Source organism: Candidatus Symbiopectobacterium sp. NZEC151, assembly GCF_025962655.1.
Taxonomy (GTDB): Bacteria; Pseudomonadota; Gammaproteobacteria; order Enterobacterales; family Enterobacteriaceae; genus Symbiopectobacterium.
On sequence record NZ_JAGFPE010000003.1, the window covers coordinates 277,861 to 298,612 of the forward strand.

The window sequence follows — 20,752 nt, forward strand, 5'->3', positions numbered from 1 at the left end:
CGCAATGCTTTACAAGCGCATCACGTTTGCAGTAGAATTCCGCACCATTTTGAAAAGGCTGGCACAAGGCCAGCACATACCGAATTATTAAGGTGAGAGGCACATGCCGGTAATTAAAGTACGTGAAAACGAGCCGTTCGATGTAGCGCTGCGTCGCTTCAAACGTTCCTGTGAAAAAGCGGGTGTTCTGGCTGAAGTTCGTCGTCGTGAGTTCTATGAAAAACCGACCACCGAACGCAAACGCGCTAAAGCTTCTGCGGTGAAACGTCACGCGAAGAAACTGGCTCGAGAAAACGCACGCCGCACTCGTCTGTATTAATTTCTGGAGGCCTGGCCTCCACCGCGTGATTAATCCGCAGACTTAGCAGTTGCATACGAAGGCCGTGCTTTCCGAAAGGAAGCGCGGCTTGTTGTCGTTTATAAGCTATCGTTTATTTGTATTAAAAACAGGGGCTTATGGCTGGACGAATCCCACGCGTCTTTATCAATGACCTGCTGGCACGCACTGATATCGTCGATCTGATCGACGCGCGCGTGAAGCTCAAGAAGCAGGGCAAGAACTTTCACGCGTGCTGTCCGTTTCACCATGAGAAAACCCCGTCTTTCACCGTAAACGGTGATAAGCAGTTTTACCATTGTTTCGGTTGCGGCGCGCACGGCAATGCCGTCGATTTTTTAATGAACTACGATCGCCTGGAGTTCGTTGAAAGTATCGAAGAATTGGCAGCCATGCACAGTCTGGAAGTGCCTTATGAATCCGGCACTGGCACTACAGCGCTTGAACGCCATCAGCGTCAAAGCCTGTATGAATTGATGGGACAACTGAGCGAGTTTTATCAGCAGGCATTAAACCAGCCAACGGCAGCCACCGCCCAGGGTTATCTGGCACAACGCGGCCTGAGTGCGGAAGTGATTCGCCACTTCGCTATTGGCTTCGCCCCTCCGGGGTGGGACAACGTATTAAAGCGCTTTGGTCGTCACGATGAAGATCGTGAAACCCTGAGCGATGCGGGAATGCTGGTTAAGAATGAGCAAGGACGTACCTATGACCGCTTCCGTGAGCGCGTCATGTTCCCGATCCGCGATAAGCGCGGCCGTGTTATCGCCTTTGGCGGACGCGTGCTGGGAGACGGATTGCCCAAATACCTGAACTCGCCGGAAACTGAAATTTTTCATAAAGGCCGCCAACTGTATGGCCTTTACGAAGCGCAACAAAATCACACGGAACTAAAACGCCTTCTTGTGGTTGAAGGTTATATGGACGTGGTAGCGCTGGCGCAATTCGGTATTGATTATGCCGTCGCCTCACTGGGCACCGCCACGACGGCTGACCATATTCAGATGATGTTCCGCGTTACCGATCAGGTGATTTGTTGCTATGACGGTGACCGTGCAGGCCGAGATGCCGCCTGGCGCGCCCTGGAAACGGCGCTACCCTATTTGAATGATGGTCGCCAGTTGCGCTTTATGTTTCTCCCTGATGGAGAGGATCCGGATACTCTGGTGCGTAAAGAGGGTAAACAAGCGTTTGAACAGAGGATGGAGCAGGCGCTGCCGCTCTCCACGTTCTTGTTTGATACCCTGCAACAGCAGGTGGATATGAGCTCTCCCGAGGGCAGAACCAAACTTGGAAGAGACGCATTGCCGTTGATTGGTCAGGTGCCGGGAGAAACCTTGCGACTGTATCTACGTCAACAGCTCGGCAACAAACTGGGGATTCTTGACGATCGCCAACTGGATAAACTGCTGCCAAAAACGGCAGAACAGGCGCAGCCCTACCAGCCGCCCCAACTAAAACGCACAACTATGCGTATACTAATAGGGTTGCTGGTACAAAATCCGCAGTTGGCAGCATTGGTGACCGCGCCGGACGGGCTGGCATCATCGAAGATGGCTGGCGTGCCGCTGTTTATTGAGCTGGTGAAAACGTGCCAGGCACAGCCCGGTTTGACAACGGGGCAACTTCTGGAGCTTTACCGGGAGAATAAATCAGGCCCACAGCTTGAAACCATGGCAACCTGGAACCACATGATCGTTGAGGACAAGGTAGAAGAGACGTTTATCGATACCTTGACTACCCTATATAACCATATGTTAGAGGAGCGGCTGGAATCATTGATCGCGCAGTCACGTTTGCGGGGGTTGACCGCAGAAGAACGTAACGAAGTGCACATGTTGAACCAGGCGCTTACAAGAAAGAACTGATTACAGAGGCTTAATTGCCGATAACCAGCAGGGTGAAGCCCTGCCAAAGCCGCTAGAAGGGGCTGCGGCGAGAAGAAGAAATACCCCGAATGTTATTGTTGGCTATACCCAATAGCTTTCTACGAACAGGCGAGCGAAAGGCACCTGCATCGTGAAAGGTGACCGGTATAATTATGCCGACCGACACCAACCTAATACTCTGAAGTGTGGATACCGTCTTATGGAGCAAAACCCGCAGTCACAGCTGAAGCTACTTGTCACCCGTGGTAAGGAGCAAGGCTACCTGACCTATGCTGAGGTCAATGACCATCTGCCGGAAGATATCATCGATTCCGATCAGATCGAAGACATCATCCAGATGATTAATGACATGGGCATCCAGGTGATGGAAGAAGCACCGGATGCGGATGACCTGCTGTTGGCAGAAACTACGTCTGACACCGATGAAGATGCCGCAGAAGCCGCTGCTCAGGTGCTCTCAAGCGTAGAGTCCGAAATCGGGCGTACGACCGATCCGGTGCGCATGTACATGCGTGAAATGGGCACCGTTGAGTTGCTCACCCGCGAAGGTGAAATCGACATCGCCAAGCGGATCGAAGACGGTATCAACCAGGTTCAGTGTTCTGTTGCCGAATATCCTGAAGCGATCACTTACCTGTTGGAACAATACGATCGCGTCGAGGCTGAAGAGAGCCGCCTTTCCGATCTGATCACCGGGTTTGTCGATCCCAACGCCGAAGAAGATCTTGCGCCTACCGCAACCCACGTGGGATCGGAATTGTCCAGCGAAGAGATGGATGACGACGATGATGATGACGAAGAGAGCGAAGACGACGACGATGCGGAAGAAGACAACAGCATCGATCCAGAACTGGCTCGTCAGAAATTTACCGAGCTGCGTGAACAGTACGAAGTCACGCGTCAAACGATCAAAGCCCATGGCCGTAACCACGCCAAGGCCGCAGAAGAGATCCTGAAGCTCTCTGACATTTTCAAGCAGTTCCGTTTGGTGCCAAAACAGTTCGATTTCCTGGTCAACAGCATGCGCACCATGATGGATCGCGTTCGCACGCAAGAGCGTTTGATCATGAAACTCTGCGTTGAACAGTGCAAAATGCCGAAGAAAAACTTCGTCACGCTGTTCACCGGTAACGAAACCAATGACACCTGGTTCTCCGCCGCCAAGGCAATGAACAAGCCCTGGAGCGAGAAACTGGTTGAAGTGGAAGAGGACGTGCAGCGCAGTTTGCTGAAGCTGCACCAGATCGAAGAAGAAACCGGCTTGACCATCGAGCAGGTGAAAGACATCAACCGTCGCATGTCGATTGGTGAAGCCAAGGCACGCCGCGCCAAGAAAGAGATGGTCGAAGCGAACTTGCGTCTGGTAATTTCTATTGCCAAGAAGTACACCAACCGCGGTCTGCAATTCCTGGATCTGATTCAGGAAGGCAACATCGGCCTGATGAAGGCCGTAGACAAGTTTGAATACCGTCGTGGCTATAAGTTTTCTACTTATGCCACCTGGTGGATCCGTCAGGCGATCACCCGTTCTATCGCCGATCAGGCGCGTACCATCCGTATTCCTGTTCACATGATCGAAACGATTAACAAGCTGAACCGCATTTCGCGTCAGATGTTGCAGGAAATGGGCCGTGAGCCGACGCCAGAGGAACTTGCCGAGCGCATGCTGATGCCGGAAGACAAGATCCGCAAGGTGCTGAAGATCGCCAAAGAGCCGATCTCGATGGAAACGCCGATCGGTGATGATGAAGATTCGCATTTGGGAGACTTCATCGAAGACACAACGCTGGAACTGCCGCTGGACTCTGCGACGTCAGAAAGCCTGCGTTCAGCCACCCACGATGTGCTGGCTGGCCTGACGGCGCGCGAAGCTAAAGTACTGCGTATGCGTTTCGGTATCGACATGAACACCGACCACACGTTGGAAGAGGTGGGCAAACAGTTTGACGTGACGCGTGAACGTATCCGTCAGATTGAAGCCAAGGCGCTGCGCAAGCTGCGTCATCCAAGCCGTTCCGAAGTGTTACGCAGCTTCCTGGATGATTAACAGCATCTAAATGGAAATAGGAAAAAGCCCTCAATATCGGGGGCTTTTTTATGGTATTTATAACGATAACAACAGGCTAGGCTGCATACAAAACCAGCATACGGGCAACGTTGCTCTAGACCTGCCCCGCCATGTTACCGTATAATTCACGCCCACATGGCCCCTTAGCTCAGTGGTTAGAGCAGGCGACTCATAATCGCTTGGTCGTTGGTTCAAACCCAACAGGGGCCACCAAAATTTAGCTGATAAATCAGATGATTAAGCCACTTCTTGCGAGGTGGCTTTTTTGTGGGTTGTGGCCATTGTCCCCTTTTTGTCTCTCCCCCAAAAGCCCACTTGCAGCCATCCGAAAATTTCAGCGCTTTGCCTGTATTAAAAATCTGTAACCATCTGCCTTAGATGGTTTTCTCTCTCATTCACTGAAAAGAAAACCCTTTCCTACAGATCTTTCCATTTAACCGAACCCAGAAAAAACCATTATTTATCTGACAGATAGAATTCTTCGTAGACCCATAAGAGATCCTTCAAACTGAAAAACTCCCCTGTTCCAAAAAACGCTGGCGGTGACGATAAGTGGATCGCTTTTTACCCGTTGTTGAAAAGAGCGTAAGCATAATGGTCGCTCCATTTTCAGATAATTCGAGCAGAGCCCCTTATATGACCGTCCACCGCTCAGCAGATGTCGGCGTAACTGAAACAGGATTAACCCTATCGTTAAAAAGGAAAAATATGATACGGATGAAAAACAGGGTCTCGAAAGAAATCACAATCCCCGTCCTTTTGCTTTTTCTGTCCGGATGTGCGCCCATCCCGCAGACCATTATGAAGAAAACATCCCCTCCGACTGAAACACATGTACGAAAAGGCTGTTCCGTTCAAAAGGGAACGGTATTCCTGATCGCAAGCTCGTCGCAATATGATGAAAGCGTCATCCCGGAGATTGAGACAGCACTTTCTCGCGAGTGCTACTCGGTTGACAAACGATATCTCGACCAGAAGCCTACCAGGCTGGGTTACGTCAACACGGATGAAAAACGGGCCCAAACCCTCATTAATGCTCTCAGTGACCGTAATGTGCATTACCTCTGGTTTGTTAGAGGAGGTTCGGGGGCGCTCAACCTTTATCCGGCACTACATGCAAGCCAGAAGCGTATCTCAGCATCCACACCGAAAACGATCATCGGCTTCAGTGACGTGACAGCCATCCACAACTTTGTGAACCATGAGCTGAACTGGCCAAGCGTGCATGGCGTGCTGGCTTCTTTTAATAAAGAAATGCATGAGATTGACAGCAACAAAACACTTAATATGAACAACAGCCTGAATGAAGCCTTTGAGGCCCTGTCTCATGGGGTTAATTACCCAGGCATCGAACCGATGAACCGCCAGGCTGTAAGAACGGTGAGTGGTAAACTGGATGGCGGTAACCTGACCCTGGTGCAGTCACTGTTTTCCACCCTATATGAGGGTACCTATTCAGACAAAATTATGATGCTGGAAGATACGGGAGTAACGGCAAAACAGCTTGACCGGACCTTGCATCAGATAGAATTCAGCAGAAAATTCCATCCACGCGCCGTTATTTTTGGTCAGTTTTACGGTAAAAATGCAAGCGACGAAGAAAAATATCTTTACCGATATGTAATAAAACAGTTCGCCGAGCGTGTTACCTATCCTGTTTATTATTATCCGGAATTTGGGCATGGTGAAACTAACCAGCCATTCATTTTGAATAATCAGGGTACTATTTTATGCAGCAGCGTATACGGGCAGTGTAGCCTGACCCAGCCTCCGGTAAAAACGACGCAATATACGTATCGGCCGTCTGCGTAACCGGCAAAGCTTTTTTGAGTATGCTGACCATTCCGTTTCAAGCTCGGTAACAGGCCTTGATATCATTACTCACAGTCTTTATGCGTAGATAAAGAAGTACGGCCCAGATTCTTCGGTCAGCCAAGCCCCAAACAATGGCGAACAATACTTTATCTTAAAAATCAGATTATTAAGCCACTTCTTGCGAGGTGGCTTTTTTGTTAATTGCCGCCAAAATGGCGCTAATGTGTCGCTGGACGTTTTACCGACTCACCGCATTAGCACAGTGCAGATCCTTACGGCAACCTGGCTACCACCTTGATTTCAAAGTGAAAGCCAGACAGCCAAGAGACGCCGACCCCGGTCAAGGCAGGATAAGGGGCTTCGCCCCAGAATTCCGGGACCACGCTCCAGATGGTTTCCAGGTTCGATTCAGGGTCGACCACAAAAACGGTTACATCCATAACGTCCTCAAACGTGCAGCCCGCGGCAAACAACACCGCGTTCAAATTCTCAAATGCCCGCCTCACCTGTGTTTTTAAATCCGGTTCAGGTGAACCGTCTTCCTGGCTTCCCACCTGCCCTGACACGAATAAAAAGCCGTTGGCTCTCACTGCCGGGGAATAGCGATTGCGGTTATAGAGATCTTGCCGCCCTTCAGGAAAAACCACATCGCGCATTGCCATAACATACCTCTGAATAACCGTTTCAAGATGGATGACTTGTGTGTAACCGAAGTCTAGAGGCATAGTGACGGTAAGATAAACGCGCAAAACGCCGCATCATTATTTGTAAAATACAAACAATCAGAAAGGCATGAGGCAACGAGATGGATCGCTTTGACGCAATGCAGGCTTTTATTCGGGTGGTCGAGTCGGGCAGCTTTACCAAAGCCGCTGCGACGTTACAGATGAACAAGACCACCGTTACCCAGTTAATCCAACAACTCGAGACCCGATTGCGCGTCAAATTGCTGAACAGAACCACCAGAAAGGTGCATGTTACTGCCGATGGCACGGTGTATTACGAGCATGCCGTCCGTTTGCTTGCTGCGATGGATGATGCGGAAACCAGCCTCTCCAGTGCCGTTACAACGCCCAGAGGTAAGCTGCGGGTTGACGTTCCCAGCCCACTGGCTCGTCTGATTCTGGTACCCGCCTTGCCTGAATTTTATGCGCAATACCCCGATATCCAGATTGATCTCGGTGCCAGCGATCGAAAGGTAGACATGATCAGGGAGAACGTGGACTGCGTGATACGAGGAGGCGGTATCTCGGAGCAGTCACTGATTGCCCGCCATGTCGGGGATTTGACGATCGGAGCCTATGCCACACCGAATTACCTGGCTCACGCGGGGACACCCACCCACCCTAATCAACTGGAGCAATCAGAACATTATCTGGTCGGCTATCTGAATTCACAAACCGGAAAGGTTGCCGCACTGGAAGCGAGCCATGATGGCAACACAGTCAGGATTAACGGGCGCTATCAGCTTGCCGTTGATGATGGCAATGCCTATCTTGCCGCTGGCCTGGCAGGACTTGGCATTATTTTGTTGCCCAGTTACATGGCAGAAGCGCATGAGGCGCGTGGCGAATTGCACCGGCTGTTCGAACAGTGGGAATTTAGCCCAATGCCACTTTATCTGGCTTTTCCCCCAAACCGGTATTTAAGCGCCAAGCTTCGGGTGTTTATCGACTGGGTGATTGAACTTATGGCTCGCCATGCGCCAAAGTGTGCCCGGTGATCGGCGGGACGTTTAACAATTCTTACTCATTACCCATCCACTTCACCTATACTTTACCGACATCACGGTTTCGATAAGGCTTGATTGTGCTGGCAAACATTCTGATTGCCCTTGTTGCAGCGATACACGTTTACATCCTCATCCTGGAAATGTTCTTGTGGAACACCCACGTTGGTCGTAAAGCCTTTAATTTACGCGCTGATTTTGCTCGCGATACCAAGACAATGGCTGCGAATCAGGGGTTGTACAATGGTTTTTTAGCCGCTGGATTACTCTGGGGATTATGGCTGGGCGAAGCAGGTTTTCAATTTAAGGTCTTTTTCCTTGCCTGCGTTTTGGTTGCCGGACTCTACGGCGCCCTCACCGTGAGTAGGAAAATCCTCTATGTTCAAGCAATTCCCGCGTTGATTGCGCTCATCGCGCTGATGAGCCATTGACGCATTTTAAAAAAGGATGATGGCATGGATGCATTAACCTACCCCTACACCTTACAGGATTTATTATCCCTGTATGAGTTCGAACCCCTGCTTGAACCTATACACCGGGAGAAACACTATAGCGCGCTGATTGATTGGGCGGAAAAGGAAGTGCTGTTTGGCAATGATTCCGAAACGCTGCTTATCATTGCGTCGTTCTGCCTGGACGTGAAACTGGATTATGACGAGATAAACGGCTATCTCGATCGCTATCTGTATGAGAATAAAATAAAAAGGCCCAACTCAGATACCAGCGCCTTGGTCTGGCTAAAGATACAAATGTGGTATTTGCTGAACACCCCGAACGCCAAGGGCGTAGAAGAGAGCTTATATCTGTTTTCCCAGCACTTTTTCGACTTTGGCCCGCGTTTTTTTGCAAAGACCACCGGCTATCTGAACAACCTCTATTACCAACTGTATGACAGTGGCTGGGGGGATTATCCGACCAAGGCCGAATCCATGGATGAGCAGGCGCTTTTGCGCTTCGTTAAGGAGCGCATACGCCCGCTTTATCGCAAGCTAACCCATAACGAGTGGCTCACATTACTCGCACGCGGACAGCCAGCCGGTAATCGTCTGGCGTAAAAAAACCGCCTTCTCATCGGCCGCCCTATAAACAGGCTCGCACAGTGAGTAAGGCGGTTGTCAGAAGAGAAAGTCTGAATTACTTAGTAGCAGCCTTCTCAGCGGGTTCTGTCATCTTGTGATTGATGCGGTTATCAAAATTTTCGCTAAACTGCTTTTTCTGCTCCGGCGTCAGAACGTTATAGATCTTGTTCTGCGTCTCCAGACGACTTACCATCCGCGCTTTATGAATCTCATCCTGCTTGTTGACCTGCGCTTGGGCTTTCGCCACATCGAACGTGTCTGCGGCAATCACATCACGCATTGCACGGTGTTCGTCCTGCATTACTTTGCGCATGTTATCGCGCGCATCGCGGATAATATCCCCAACCTGCTTTTTCTGCGCCTCGGTCAGGTTGAGATCCTTAAGCATCCACTCTTCATGCATGCCAGTACGAGGGCCACCGCGTTCACCTTTCATCATACGAGCTTCATGACCGTGGCCTTTTTGAGCATCGTTCGCATGCGCAATACCCGCTGCGCCAAACGCCAAGGTAGATGCCACCAGAATCGCTGTCAGTTTACGCATAGTGCTATCTCTCTCTTTCCAGGTTACTCATTAACGACGATTGTCGTGTTGACGGTGTTGAGTATAGACGGTGCAACTTCGAGTTAATTAGCGTAAGGGTAAATCTCTGCAAGTTCCGTCTCCACAATTGCGTCAAATGTGGAGAATGCGGAGAAACTATGTAAACCCTGCAAGGAAAACGTTAAGGCTCTCTTAGTCTAGGTAACAATGAAAATATAAAATTACTAAAATCAATCCATTATCAAAAAACAAAGTTTTTTACTCTTAAATCGCTTGCTATTTAATCTTTGTCTATCTAGATTGTATTTCATGAACAAGAAAACGCAGACAGTACCAACATCATTGCCAGCGCAGGCCTACCAGCTTGACGGACAACTCTGTTTCGCACTCTATTCAGCCAATCTGGCAATGAATAAAGTCTATAGAAAACAGCTGGCAGCACTGTCGCTTACCTATCCCCAGTATCTTGTTATGCTGGTGCTGTGGGAACGCGACGGACTTACGGTGTCGGAACTGGGTGAACAGCTTTATCTGGATTCTGCCACGCTGACGCCGTTGCTCAAGCGATTGCAACAATCCGGCCTGGTAAGCAGAACGCGCAGTGCAGAAGATGAACGTCAGGTGCTGATTCGGTTGACGGAAGAAGGCAGCGCATTGCAACAAAAGGCGCGTGCCATACCGGAAAGCATGCGGTGCGCCACACAGTGTGATGACACCACGCTGCAAGCAATGAAGCAGCAATTAGAATACCTGCGAGCCAGACTGATCGAGAATCTTTGATGGCCGCTTATCTCGACGTTTTATTTCGACCATTTAAATAGCACACGATTTAATATCGTGATAAAAAATAGCCCATAGGAGTTACACCATGTCCATTGAAAAAGTACTGTATGTCGCTCACGCAAAAGCCACCGGCGGACGCGATGGCCGCGCCGAATCCTCCGATCAGCAACTGAGCGTCAAATTGACGACGCCGCGCGAACTGGGCGGTGCCGGTGGCGAAGGGACTAACCCGGAACAGCTGTTTGCCGCAGGTTACTCAGCCTGTTTCCTTGGCGCGCTGAAATTTGTCGCCAGCAAAGAAAAAATTGCACTGCCAGCGGCGACCACCATTGAGGGGAGCGTCGGTATCGGTGCCGCACCAACCGGATTTGCCATTGAAGTGGAATTAAAAATTGATCTGCCGGGATTGGCGCGTGAAACGGCACAAGCACTGGTGGAAAAAGCCCATATCGTGTGCCCGTATTCTAACGCCACACGCGGCAATATCGACGTAACCCTGACGCTACTGTAAGTCACACAGCGTCATGCAAACGGCAGTTTGCTGCCGTTTGCTCAGCGAGCACCAACACCAGTGGAAAAAACAGGACAAATCAAACCGATCAGGGAAGTGAACGACTAAAGGCGGAGGCATCCTTCGCCAAGGCGTCAATATAGGCGCCAATCATTTTAATGCGCTGCACCAGGGGATTTCGTTCCGGCGACGCATCCATAGAGTTTAATTGAATCACTAACCTTTCGATCTGCGCGCACAGCTCCGCTTCCCGCTGTTGGGCCTGCGTGAGCTGCTGCTGCCAGGTTTCACGGTCCTGACGCCAGCCTTGCTGCTGCAACCTGACACAACGTTCCAAATCGGTAAGCGCACTTTCCAGCGCCGGTTCCCACTCATCCACCCACATAGCGATTCCTTAGCACTCTGATCCCGCGAATTATAATGATTGTTGGCACGGACAACAAACCTTCTGGCATGCCGTCCCGATTATCGAGTGTCGTCGCAGGGAATGACACGAATCACAATAAATAAACATTTATTTCACATAACATTCAACACTCGCTACAGTAAACTCATCAGACCAGTTTCTTGCGCGGTTTCTGTGGAGAGCATCATGCACGCCTATCCCCTGCTTTTTTCGCCACTCGATTTGGGCTTCACCACGTTAAAAAACCGCGTCATCATGGGTTCGATGCACACCGGTTTGGAAGAGCATCCGCAAGGCACCGCGCGGTTGGCAGCGTTTTATCGAGAACGCGCGCAGGGCGGCGTAGCGCTGATTGTCACCGGCGGTATTGCGCCCAACGCCAAAGGGGCCGTGGTCGCCGGCGGTGCGACACTTGAACATGAAACGCAGCTACATCACCATGTCCCGATCACCGCTGCGGTGCATGAAGCGGGAGGAAAGATTGCGCTGCAAATTCTGCATGCCGGACGCTACAGCTATCAACCCGATCCCGTTGCGCCTTCCGCCCTTCAGGCACCGATCAGCCCTTTCCTTCCCCACGCCATGACCCATGAGGAAATTTTACACACCATCGCTGATTTTGCCCGCTGTGCGGCGCTGGCCCAACAGGCAGGCTATGACGGTGTGGAAATCATGGGCTCTGAAGGGTATCTGATTAACCAGTTTCTGGTCGAGCGCACCAACCAGCGCCATGACGACTGGGGTGGCAACGAACAAAACCGCCGCCGCTTCGCATTGGAGATTGTGCGCGCGGTACGCCGTACGACCGGGCCGCACTTTATTATCATCTATCGCCTGTCGATGCTCGATCTGGTGGAGTCCGGCTCCTCATGGCAAGAGATAGAGACGCTGGCTCAAGAGATGGAAGCCGCAGGCGTCACGCTACTTAACACCGGTATTGGTTGGCACGAGGCACGCATCCCGACCATCGCAACGCTGGTGCCGCGCGGTGCCTTTGGCTGGGTGACTCAGCGTTTGATGGGCAAGGTCAGCATACCGCTTATCACCACCAACCGCATCAACGATCCGGCACAGGCAGAACAGATGCTGGCACAGGGTTGCGCTGATATGGTTTCCATGGCGCGCCCCTTTCTGGCGGATGCGCACTTGCTTGAAAAAGCAGAAACCGGCCGCAGCGATGAGATCAATACCTGTATCGGCTGCAATCAAGCCTGCCTCGATCGCATTTTTGTCGGCAAGGTGACGTCATGTTTAGTCAACCCGCGCGCCTGCCATGAAACAAAACTGCCCGTAAGAGCGACAGACACACCGCAACGGATTGCCGTGGTCGGCGCTGGCCCGGCAGGGCTTGCTTTTGCCATTAACGCGGCACAGCGTGGCCATGCGGTGACGTTGTTCGAAGCGGACAGTAACATCGGCGGCCAGTTTAATCTGGCCCGGCAAATCCCCGGCAAAAAGGAATTCACGGAGACGCTGCGCTATTACCGCCGTATGTTGGTGCTCACTCACGTATTGGTACGCCTCAACACCACAGCCACGGTAGACGATCTTAAAACTTTCGATACGGTTATCCTTGCATGTGGCATAACGCCACGCACGCCAGAGATTCCCGGCATTGATCACCCAAGCGTAGTGAGCTACTTACAGGTGCTGCGCGATAAAGTTGCCGTTGGCAAACGGGTGGCAATTATCGGTGCTGGCGGGATTGGCGTTGATGTTGCCCATTACCTGAGCGCGCCACCGCAAGCCGATTTCTATACCGAATGGGGTATCGATCGCACGCTTGATAAACGGGGCGGCGTGCTGGCACTCCCGGCCGAGACAGCAACAGGTTCGATACATCAGCATGAAATCGTGCTGCTGCAACGCAAGGCAGGAAAGCTGGGTGAACATCTCGGTAAAACCACCGGGTGGATACACCGGGCGCAGTTACTGCGCCACGGCGTGATCTTTATGGACGGCGTGCAATATCAACGTATTGACGATGCCGGGCTGCATATTATGCATGAGGGCCAAGAGCGATGCATCGCCGCCGACACCGTCATCGTCTGTGCAGGACAGGATTCACGGCGCGAGCTGTATGCGCCGTTGCAGGCTAGCGGGTGCGCCGTGCATCTGATTGGCGGTGCGGATGTCGCCGCCGAACTGGATGCCCGGCGGGCCATCGATCAGGCCACCCGGCTGGCGCTAACGCTGTAGCCGGTTGTTCAAGCTCCGTTCAGCGAGACGATGCCAGTTTCACCGCGCGCAACACCACGAACTTGTTGTTGCCCGCCAGCTGTTCGCAGTTGCCAAACAGGTGCTTCAGCTTCGAGTAATAGTTGAGGTGGCGGTTGCCTACAATGCGCAACTCACCGCCGTGTGCTAAACAGCGGCGCGCATCGCTGAACATGTTCCAGGCCAGATGGTCGGTGATAGTCTGCTGTTGGTGGAACGGCGGATTACACAGCACGGCTTGCAGCGAATCAGGGGCAATGTCGGCCAGGGAATTATTCACCACAAAACTGGCGCGCGGCAGATCTTGCGGACAGTTGATTTCCACGTTCATGCGGCTGGAAGCCAGCGCCATATGGGATTCATCAATAAAGCTGACCAGCGCTGAAGGATTTTGCGCCAGCGCCACCAGCCCGACAATCCCGTTACCGCAGCCTAAATCCACCATCTTGCCTTCAAGATCACGCGGCAAGTGCTGCATAAAAAAGCGCGTACCAATATCCAGGCTACCGCGTGAAAACACGTTGGCGTGGTTGTGGATACGGTAACCATAACCTTCCAGCTCCCACTCAACGGTTGGTGAATACTCACCTACATTGATTTGCGCCACGTCGCAGTGAATCAGACGCGCCTTTTTCCACGCCAGTGAGGTCCGCGTCGGGCCAATAATTTTTTCAAACAGTTGCAGCGTGGAAGTATGAATATCGCGCGCCTTAGCGCCAGCAATAATTCGCGTATGGGGAGCGACCACCGCGCGCAGCATGCGGAGCTGATGCTCCAGCATCGCCAGGGTTTTTGGCACCTTAATAACCACCAGCGATGGCGCATCGGGTAATGCCGCCAGGCTGTCTTGTAGCATGACGGATTCCGGCACAAAGCCGTTGAGCGACAGATTATGCCGCGTCGCCAGTTGGCTCAGGTAGCTGTCGCTGACGCAGAGCGGCTCATACGCCTGTAATCCACAGGCCAGTGCACCGAAGGTGTCGTTCAGAATCACAACAGGCCCGGGCGCAAGCTCCATGGCAGCAATCTCGTTAAGCAAAAACGCGTCTGCCGCTTCCCAGGCTTGTAAGGTGGAATTCTCAGCCGTTTTCGGATAACGCACCAACGTGAGCGTGCGCGTTTCCAGTTCCAGTTGGCTCATTGGCCTCTCCCGCGTCATAAAGGTTGCGCAGTTTACCCCGTAACGTCGGGTAGCCGTGAATGCTTTTCGCCAGTCAGGGCGAATCCAGCCGCGTGACATCCTGTTGCCATGGTTTTCCCCTAGGCAGAACCACGACACGACGATTGCCTTGCGCCTACATCATGTTACTCTGTTTCTCTAACGCTCTCGCCAGGAACATCGACCCGCTATGATTCGTTTCGCTATTGTAGGAACCAGTCAGATCACGCGCCAGTTTGTTGATGCTGCACATGAAACCGGCAAGATGAAATTGATCGCCATCTACTCCCGTTCGCAGGAAAAGGCGCAGCAATTTCAAACGGACTATCTGGTTGAACACTGTTTCACCTCTCTGGAGGCGCTCGCCCAGTCAGACCTGATTGATGCGGTTTACATCGCGAGCCCAAACAGCCTGCATGCGGAACAAACCATCCTGTTTCTTGAGCATGGTAAGCATGTGGTCTGCGAAAAACCGTTGGCATCGAACCATGCTCAAGCGCAGAGAATGATCGCCTGCGCACAGGCCAATCAGGTCGTGTTGTTTGAAGCCTTCAAAACCGCGAGCTTGCCCAATTACGCCGTGGTGATGCAAGGCCTGGCGCGCATCGGTCGATTGCGTAAAGTGTTTCTGAATTACTGCCAATATTCTTCCCGTTACCAGCCCTATCTGGCGGGAGAGAATCCCAACACCTTCAATCCGGCGTTCTCCAACGGCTCCATCATGGATATTGGCTACTACTGCCTGGCATTCGCCGTCAGCCTGTGGGGAGATCCCCACAATGTTCAGGCCAGTGCAACCCTGTTGGACAGCGGCGTGGACGGACACGGCAGCGTCGTGCTGAATTACGGGGATTTTGACGTGATTATCGCGCATTCCAAGGTGAGCAACAGCGCCATTCCCAGTGAAATTCAGGGGGAGGAAGGATCGCTGGTCATCGACCGGCTGTCGGAGTGCCAGCAGGTGAGCCTAATGCCGCGCAACGGCCAACGCATCGATTTGTCACAACCGCAGCATATCAACAGCATGCTGTATGAAGTGGAAACCTTTGCCTCACTGGTCGCCCAGAATGACGTCAATCACGCCTTTCTGGCACGCTCGCTCACCGTGGCGCGCTTGCAAACAGAAATTCGCCGCCAGACCGGGGTGGTGTTCCCCGCCGACAGCCAAACCGACAGCAGCTCGCTTTCAGAGGAGCGCTAACCAGCGCGGGTGAAAAACACACACAAAATTTGACCTGGATCGACTTTTCACCTATCTTTGCTGATGCAAAGGGGAGTAACTTTTCCGCCGATTAATCGTCATTACGAAGTCATGTGTCAGGCTTGCTGTAAAGTGGGCAGAGATGTGCTTCCGGTTATCGGGCAATACCAATGAGCATTCCGCATTGGCGTTGTAAGTGAGACCTTGCCGGAAGGCGAGGGACATTTGCAACGCGAGTGACCAAACGACCTGTGTCTTCCGATACATGTCGTTTTTTTTTACCTGGCCCACCACCGCGCCAGATAAAAATGAGGCCTGACGGTGTTAATTTTTGTTGCAAGGAACCTGTTATGAACTCCATCGGTACGCCGTGGTTGTGGGGCAGCTTCGCTGTCATCGTTATTGCCATGCTGGCGGTAGACCTGCTCTATCAAGGGCGTAAAGGTGCCACTACCATGACATTTCGCCAGGCTGCCGCCTGGTCATTGATTTGGGTTACGCTGTCGCTCGCCTTCAACGCCGGATTCTGGTGGTATCTGAAAGGCACGCTCGGCGTAGAAGTCGCCAACACACAAGCGCTCGCCTTCCTCACCGGCTATCTGATCGAAAAAGCGCTCGCCGTGGATAACGTCTTCGTCTGGCTGATGCTGTTCAGCTATTTCAGCGTGCCCGCCCAGTATCAGCGACGCGTACTGGTATATGGCGTGCTGGGTGCCATCATTCTGCGAACGCTGATGGTGTTTGGTGGCAGTTGGCTGGTTACGCAGTTCCAGTGGTTACTCTACGTGTTTGGCGCGTTCTTGCTGTTCACCGGCCTGAAAATGGCGTTTTCCAAAGACGATGGCGGCGATCTCGGTGACAAGCCGTTAGTGCGCTGGCTACGCGGCCACCTGCGGATGACGGACACCATCGAAAACGAACGCTTCTTCTTGCGGCGCAACGGCATTCTGTACGCCACCCCGCTGTTTTTAGTCTTGATTCTGGTTGAGATCAGCGATGTTATCTTTGCCGTTGACAGCATCCCGGCCATTTTTGCCGTTACCACCGACCCGTTCATTGTGCTGACCTCCAACCTGTTCGCCATTCTGGGTCTGCGCGCCATGTATTTTCTGCTGGCTGGCGTGGCGGAGAAGTTCTCGCTGCTCAAGTATGGTCTGGCCGTCATTCTGGTGTTTATCGGCACCAAAATGATGCTGATCGATCTGTTCCATATTCCTATCGCTATCTCTCTGGGCGTCGTTGCCAGCATTCTGGCTCTCACCCTGCTGATTAACCTGTGGGTTAACCAGCGCGCCGCTCGCTAAGCGACTTATCGCCTCCGTAACAGGAGGCGATTTCTACCAGCACTGACTTGCCATCCCCCTCATCCTGAAAAATTTTTCCATCGTTCACCCACGACTACCGCCTATTGGGCCACCAACACATGTACCAGAACCTGTCGGAGCTGAATTACCTGTACCATTACCACCTGAAACTAAGGATAATGCTAGTTCATCAGTAATTTCTTTCAAAATGACATTATGTTTTTCTTTCATTTTCTAACTCCTCTATTCTTTTGAACACCCTATGAGTAATATTGTTTGCATATTCAATCATACTTAAATAAATTATATTTTCTTTATCAAACACTCCTCTGTAGAACTGATATTTAAGCCCAGGAGCACAGATAAATAACTTGGCTTTTTGTTCAATAAGTTTCTCTATATCAGATTCTGTATTATCTCTCTCTATACTCCAGTGTAGATTCCTTCTTTCTAATTCCGTTTTCAATTTCGATATGTATTTATCTTCCGTGTATACCCCAAATAGATTCCCGAAAAAACCAGCCCCATGAATCCCCTGTATTGGGCTACGTCCAAGCATTGGGGATGGCATATAGATGAAGTATATCTTTTCTTTTACCATCCTAAATACCTTTGTAAGTGCCGATGCGCAAGGTTCCAGCTAAATAATATTTTTCATCACCATGGTTATTTTCAATTATTCCTTAAATTCAACGCAATTATTTTTATCTTGATTTCCCTCTAACTACAATGCACAAAAAGTAAACAAGATGATGTTATAAACATTGATTTATTACCGTGTACTGAAATGGCGTATTTTTTTCAGCAAAAATCACATAGAAGACAACAATGGTTACGGGTCAGTGTGTCATATAATACCAGCTACACCCGTTCAACGTGGTTCCCCCAAGGTAATTTACTATTTGGAACAGCTATTTATTCCTTATTATTGTTATAAGACATTTGACGTAAGTAGCTATCAATAAGTTCTGTATGGAAGCCACATGATTTGACACTCAGCAATAACTCTTTTGCTTTAGCATTCATACCTATTTCGTAAAGATAGAAAGAAAGTACTGCATCAATATGCAAACCATCTGAATGCAACATATCAATGTTATATTGACGCTCTGAATGTTTAAAACGTAGAATCTCCTCGATTCTTTTTTTGATAGTCATCATAGGAATAATTATTATCCTTTGCAATGGCATCTGTGAATGAGATAAGATAAATTAAATCTGTACGGAGCTTACTATTGCTGGATATTTCATTATATTCAGACAACCTTGCCGCAAATTTCTGGTTATATCCAAGAATAAAGAAATTACATAACAATATAATTATCTATATATTCTTATCCAGCAATAGTAGACACGGAAATCAGTGAGTAAACGCGTAATTCGAGGTAACTCATGAAAAAACTAATATAAACCAGCAATAAGCGCCATAAACAGCATACGCCAACATTCCGTAATGAACCTCTGAACTGGGTTCGGCGGTTACGGCGTACCCGCCTGGTGTTGCTCGGCCCCAAAATGATGCTGATCGTTCTATTCCCTATTCCTGTCGCTATCTCTCTGGTCATCCCCCTGCTGATTAAGGCGATTTATGAATGACCCGCCGCACAAAATCGTGTGCCATTGCTTTTTTTAATGCCTCTTTTCCCTATACTGCTCTGCGCAAACACTTTGTTACAGGTTATGAAAAAAAACCCATTGCATTCTCCAGAGGTTTTCATCCTGCAACGTGCCATCACACAACCCTTGTCAGCTTATGGAACGGGAATACCGCCTATTTTATGAAAAATACATACTCTGCAATTTTCCGCTATATAACGCGAGGCAGCCTGGTGCAGCAAATCGTTATCGGGCTGGCGCTAGGTATTACCCTCGCATTGTTGTCGCCCTCCGCCGCCCTTGCCGTCGGCCTGCTCGGTACGCTGTTCGTCGGCGGATTGAAAGCCGTGGCACCAGTACTGGTGCTGGTTCTGGTGATGGCCTCCATCACCAATCATCAGCAAGGGCAAAAAACCAATATCCGCCCCATCCTGATCCTCTACGGCATCGGCACCTTTTCGGCGGCGCTGGTCGCGGTGGTGTTGGGCTTTTTGTTTCCCACCACGCTGACCCTGAGTGCACAGTCTGCCGATATCGTGCCGCCAGCGGGCATTGTTGAAGTGCTGAAAGGGTTACTGATGAGCGTGGTCGCCAACCCGATACACGCGCTGATCAACGCTAACTACATTGGTATTCTGGTATGGGCCGTCGGTTTTGGCATCGCGTTTCGCCACGCCTCACCGTCCACCAAAGCCTTTATCAATGATGCATCGGATGCCGTTACTCTGCTGGTGCGCACGGTCATTCGTTTTGCACCGCTCGGGATTTTTGGCCTGGTTGCCTCTACGCTGGCAGAAACCGGCTTTGATGCACTGTGGGGTTATGCTCACCTGCTGACCGTGCTGGTCGGCGGCATGCTGATCGTGATGTTTGTTATCAATCCACTGATTGTATTCTGGAAAATTCGCCGCAATCCGTATCCGCTGGTACTGACTTGCCTGCGGGAAAGCGGTATTACCGCCTTTTTCACCCGCAGCTCAGCGGCAAACATCCCGGTGAATATGGAGCTGTGTCGCAAGCTGAATCTGGATGAAGACACCTACTCTGTCGCCATTCCGCTGGGTGCCACCATTAACATGGCGGGCGCGGCGGTAACCATCACCGTCCTGACGTTGGCTGCCGCGCATACGCTGGGCATCCATGTCGATATGCCAACCGCGTTGCTGCTTAGCGTGGTCGCCGCCATTTGCGCCTGCGGCGCATCCGGCGTGGCAGGAGGATCGCTGCTGTTAATCCCACTGGCGTGCAGCATGTTTGGTATCGCCAATGACGTAGCCATGCAGGTGGTCGCCGTCGGCTTTATCATCGGCGTGATTCAAGACTCGGTGGAAACCGCAGTGAACTCCTCGACGGACGTCATCTTTACGGCGGCGGTGTGTGATGCGGAAGATGCCAAGCTGGCAGAGAAAGAGCGGCTGAACCTGCTGTAAGGCTGCACGTTTCCCTCATCGTCTGTCTGAAGGTGAGGGAAAACGGAGCAATAACGACGTTAACGCGATTGCGTTTCAGCCCGGAATGGGTCCAATCCACGCTTCTGCATGCGCCAAAAACGAATGATGTTGTAGCCATTCAGAATCAAAAATGTGCCTTCAATCAGCGAACCGCCGATTGATCCAAGCCATACGTTATGTATTACCCAGCACAGTGTGGCGCACCAAATGATGCAGCGCGTGGTCAACCCGCTGGTGCGGAACAGCGCCCAGGTGCTGATCAGCGTACCAATGATTGGCAGCAGTTCAACCGCATGCTTAAGACCAGAAAGCCCAAACACCAGCGTCAGAATAATAAAGGCAAACATCACAACAAGGTTGTGGGTGCGCGTGGCAATCACCGTACGTCCGGCATTCAGCAGTGCGCTGGCACCAGCGGCATTTGCCCCCATCAAAAAGAAATGGATACCGATGATGGCGCTATAGAGGGAAAGCTGTAGTTTGAATTTGCGATCGTCACGGTTGAAAAATACGGTAATCCCCACCAGGAAGGCAATCGCCCCCACTGCCTGAGCAAACCAATAGCTCGTCATGATCTGTGCCTTGGGAAAAGGAGTGGTGAAAATAAATAAAACGGCGCCAATAAATGGAACGCCGTTTCATTTTAATTAAAAGCGGGAGGTT

Annotated in this window: 21 protein-coding genes and 1 tRNA gene; 14 read left to right on the forward strand and 8 right to left on the reverse strand. The window is 51.1% G+C overall.

The features are described from left to right. The first annotated feature begins 103 nt into the window (after positions 1 to 103). The 5 genes from rpsU (at position 104) to J5067_RS11995 (ending at position 6,106) form a co-directional block, all read left to right on the forward strand. Positions 104 to 319 (forward strand): 30S ribosomal protein S21, encoded by a 216-nt coding sequence (rpsU, locus tag J5067_RS11975; protein WP_001144069.1) that lies wholly within the window; start codon positions 104 to 106, stop codon positions 317 to 319. Positions 320 to 456: 137 nt separating this feature from the next. Continuing rightward, on the forward strand, positions 457 to 2,205 hold the full coding sequence (gene dnaG, locus J5067_RS11980; RefSeq protein ID WP_264644029.1) for a DNA primase: 1,749 nt from the start codon (positions 457 to 459) through the stop codon (positions 2,203 to 2,205). A 220-nt stretch (positions 2,206 to 2,425) separates the two neighbouring features. After that, a complete protein-coding gene (gene rpoD / locus J5067_RS11985) occupies positions 2,426 to 4,273 on the forward strand; it encodes an RNA polymerase sigma factor RpoD (protein ID WP_264644028.1) in 1,848 nt (615 codons plus the stop codon). A gap of 158 nt (positions 4,274 to 4,431) precedes the next feature. Beyond that, positions 4,432 to 4,507 (forward strand) — tRNA-Ile (locus J5067_RS11990). Between the two features lie 339 nt (positions 4,508 to 4,846). Then, a complete protein-coding gene (locus J5067_RS11995) occupies positions 4,847 to 6,106 on the forward strand; it encodes an LD-carboxypeptidase (protein ID WP_264651203.1) in 1,260 nt (419 codons plus the stop codon). A gap of 275 nt (positions 6,107 to 6,381) precedes the next feature. On the opposite strand, the gene J5067_RS12000 is transcribed toward J5067_RS11995, so the two are convergent. Further along, entirely contained in the window at positions 6,382 to 6,771 is a 390-nt protein-coding gene (locus J5067_RS12000; RefSeq protein WP_264627897.1) for a RidA family protein, read from the reverse strand. 143 nt (positions 6,772 to 6,914) lie between these two features. Here J5067_RS12000 and J5067_RS12005 point away from each other — a divergent pair, with 143 nt between their 5' ends. The 3 genes from J5067_RS12005 (at position 6,915) to J5067_RS12015 (ending at position 8,893) form a co-directional block, all read left to right on the forward strand. Next, on the forward strand, positions 6,915 to 7,832 hold the full coding sequence (locus tag J5067_RS12005) for a LysR family transcriptional regulator (protein WP_264651204.1): 918 nt from the start codon (positions 6,915 to 6,917) through the stop codon (positions 7,830 to 7,832). Positions 7,833 to 7,918: 86 nt separating this feature from the next. Beyond that, positions 7,919 to 8,269 (forward strand): DUF1304 domain-containing protein, encoded by a 351-nt coding sequence (locus tag J5067_RS12010; protein ID WP_264644025.1) that lies wholly within the window; start codon positions 7,919 to 7,921, stop codon positions 8,267 to 8,269. Positions 8,270 to 8,293: 24 nt separating this feature from the next. Continuing rightward, positions 8,294 to 8,893 carry a hypothetical protein gene (locus J5067_RS12015; protein WP_264651205.1) on the forward strand — a complete coding sequence of 200 codons (600 nt, stop codon included), beginning with the start codon at positions 8,294 to 8,296 and terminating at the stop codon, positions 8,891 to 8,893. A 79-nt stretch (positions 8,894 to 8,972) separates the two neighbouring features. On the opposite strand, the gene spy is transcribed toward J5067_RS12015, so the two are convergent. Next, positions 8,973 to 9,461, reverse strand: a complete 489-nt coding sequence (gene spy / locus J5067_RS12020; protein WP_264644023.1) for an ATP-independent periplasmic protein-refolding chaperone Spy — start codon at positions 9,459 to 9,461, stop codon at positions 8,973 to 8,975. Positions 9,462 to 9,770: 309 nt separating this feature from the next. On the opposite strand from spy, the gene J5067_RS12025 reads away from it, so the two are divergent. Continuing rightward, positions 9,771 to 10,241, forward strand: a complete 471-nt coding sequence (locus J5067_RS12025) for a MarR family winged helix-turn-helix transcriptional regulator (protein ID WP_264644022.1) — start codon at positions 9,771 to 9,773, stop codon at positions 10,239 to 10,241. An 88-nt stretch (positions 10,242 to 10,329) separates the two neighbouring features. Then, on the forward strand, positions 10,330 to 10,755 hold the full coding sequence (locus J5067_RS12030; RefSeq protein WP_264644021.1) for an organic hydroperoxide resistance protein: 426 nt from the start codon (positions 10,330 to 10,332) through the stop codon (positions 10,753 to 10,755). An 88-nt stretch (positions 10,756 to 10,843) separates the two neighbouring features. Here the strand turns inward: J5067_RS12030 and J5067_RS12035 are convergent, their stop codons facing one another. After that, on the reverse strand, positions 10,844 to 11,140 hold the full coding sequence (locus tag J5067_RS12035; protein ID WP_264644020.1) for a hypothetical protein: 297 nt from the start codon (positions 11,138 to 11,140) through the stop codon (positions 10,844 to 10,846). A gap of 207 nt (positions 11,141 to 11,347) precedes the next feature. Here J5067_RS12035 and J5067_RS12040 point away from each other — a divergent pair, with 207 nt between their 5' ends. Beyond that, positions 11,348 to 13,360, forward strand: coding sequence for an NADPH-dependent 2,4-dienoyl-CoA reductase (locus tag J5067_RS12040; RefSeq protein WP_264651206.1), 2,013 nt, complete (start codon positions 11,348 to 11,350; stop codon positions 13,358 to 13,360). Positions 13,361 to 13,379: 19 nt separating this feature from the next. On the opposite strand, the gene rlmG is transcribed toward J5067_RS12040, so the two are convergent. Continuing rightward, positions 13,380 to 14,519 (reverse strand): 23S rRNA (guanine(1835)-N(2))-methyltransferase RlmG, encoded by a 1,140-nt coding sequence (gene rlmG, locus J5067_RS12045; RefSeq protein ID WP_264644018.1) that lies wholly within the window; start codon positions 14,517 to 14,519, stop codon positions 13,380 to 13,382. A 208-nt stretch (positions 14,520 to 14,727) separates the two neighbouring features. Between rlmG and J5067_RS12050 the strand changes: the two genes are divergently transcribed. Continuing rightward, positions 14,728 to 15,738, forward strand: a complete 1,011-nt coding sequence (locus J5067_RS12050) for a Gfo/Idh/MocA family protein (RefSeq protein ID WP_264651207.1) — start codon at positions 14,728 to 14,730, stop codon at positions 15,736 to 15,738. Between the two features lie 350 nt (positions 15,739 to 16,088). Then, a complete protein-coding gene (locus tag J5067_RS12055; protein ID WP_264651208.1) occupies positions 16,089 to 17,042 on the forward strand; it encodes a TerC family protein in 954 nt (317 codons plus the stop codon). 84 nt (positions 17,043 to 17,126) lie between these two features. Here J5067_RS12055 and J5067_RS12060 read toward each other — a convergent pair whose 3' ends face one another. From J5067_RS12060 to J5067_RS12070, 3 genes are all read right to left on the reverse strand, one after another. After that, positions 17,127 to 17,273 carry a hypothetical protein gene (locus J5067_RS12060; protein WP_264651209.1) on the reverse strand — a complete coding sequence of 49 codons (147 nt, stop codon included), beginning with the start codon at positions 17,271 to 17,273 and terminating at the stop codon, positions 17,127 to 17,129. Continuing rightward, the gene (locus J5067_RS12065; protein ID WP_264651210.1) at positions 17,257 to 17,643 is read right to left on the reverse strand and encodes a nitrogen fixation protein NifS; all 387 of its coding nucleotides are present in this window, start codon (positions 17,641 to 17,643) and stop codon (positions 17,257 to 17,259) included. Before J5067_RS12065 ends, J5067_RS12060 begins: the two co-directional genes overlap by 17 nt. 314 nt (positions 17,644 to 17,957) lie before the next feature. Next, positions 17,958 to 18,203 carry a hypothetical protein gene (locus tag J5067_RS12070; RefSeq protein WP_264651211.1) on the reverse strand — a complete coding sequence of 82 codons (246 nt, stop codon included), beginning with the start codon at positions 18,201 to 18,203 and terminating at the stop codon, positions 17,958 to 17,960. Between the two features lie 617 nt (positions 18,204 to 18,820). Between J5067_RS12070 and sstT the strand changes: the two genes are divergently transcribed. Further along, positions 18,821 to 20,068: a serine/threonine transporter SstT gene (gene sstT, locus J5067_RS12075; protein WP_264644012.1), complete on the forward strand. Its 1,248-nt coding sequence runs from the start codon at positions 18,821 to 18,823 to the stop codon at positions 20,066 to 20,068. Positions 20,069 to 20,127: 59 nt separating this feature from the next. Here the strand turns inward: sstT and J5067_RS12080 are convergent, their stop codons facing one another. Further along, complete coding sequence (locus J5067_RS12080) at positions 20,128 to 20,661, reverse strand: YgjV family protein (RefSeq protein WP_264644011.1); 534 nt, start codon at positions 20,659 to 20,661, stop codon at positions 20,128 to 20,130. Positions 20,662 to 20,752: the final 91 nt, after the last annotated feature.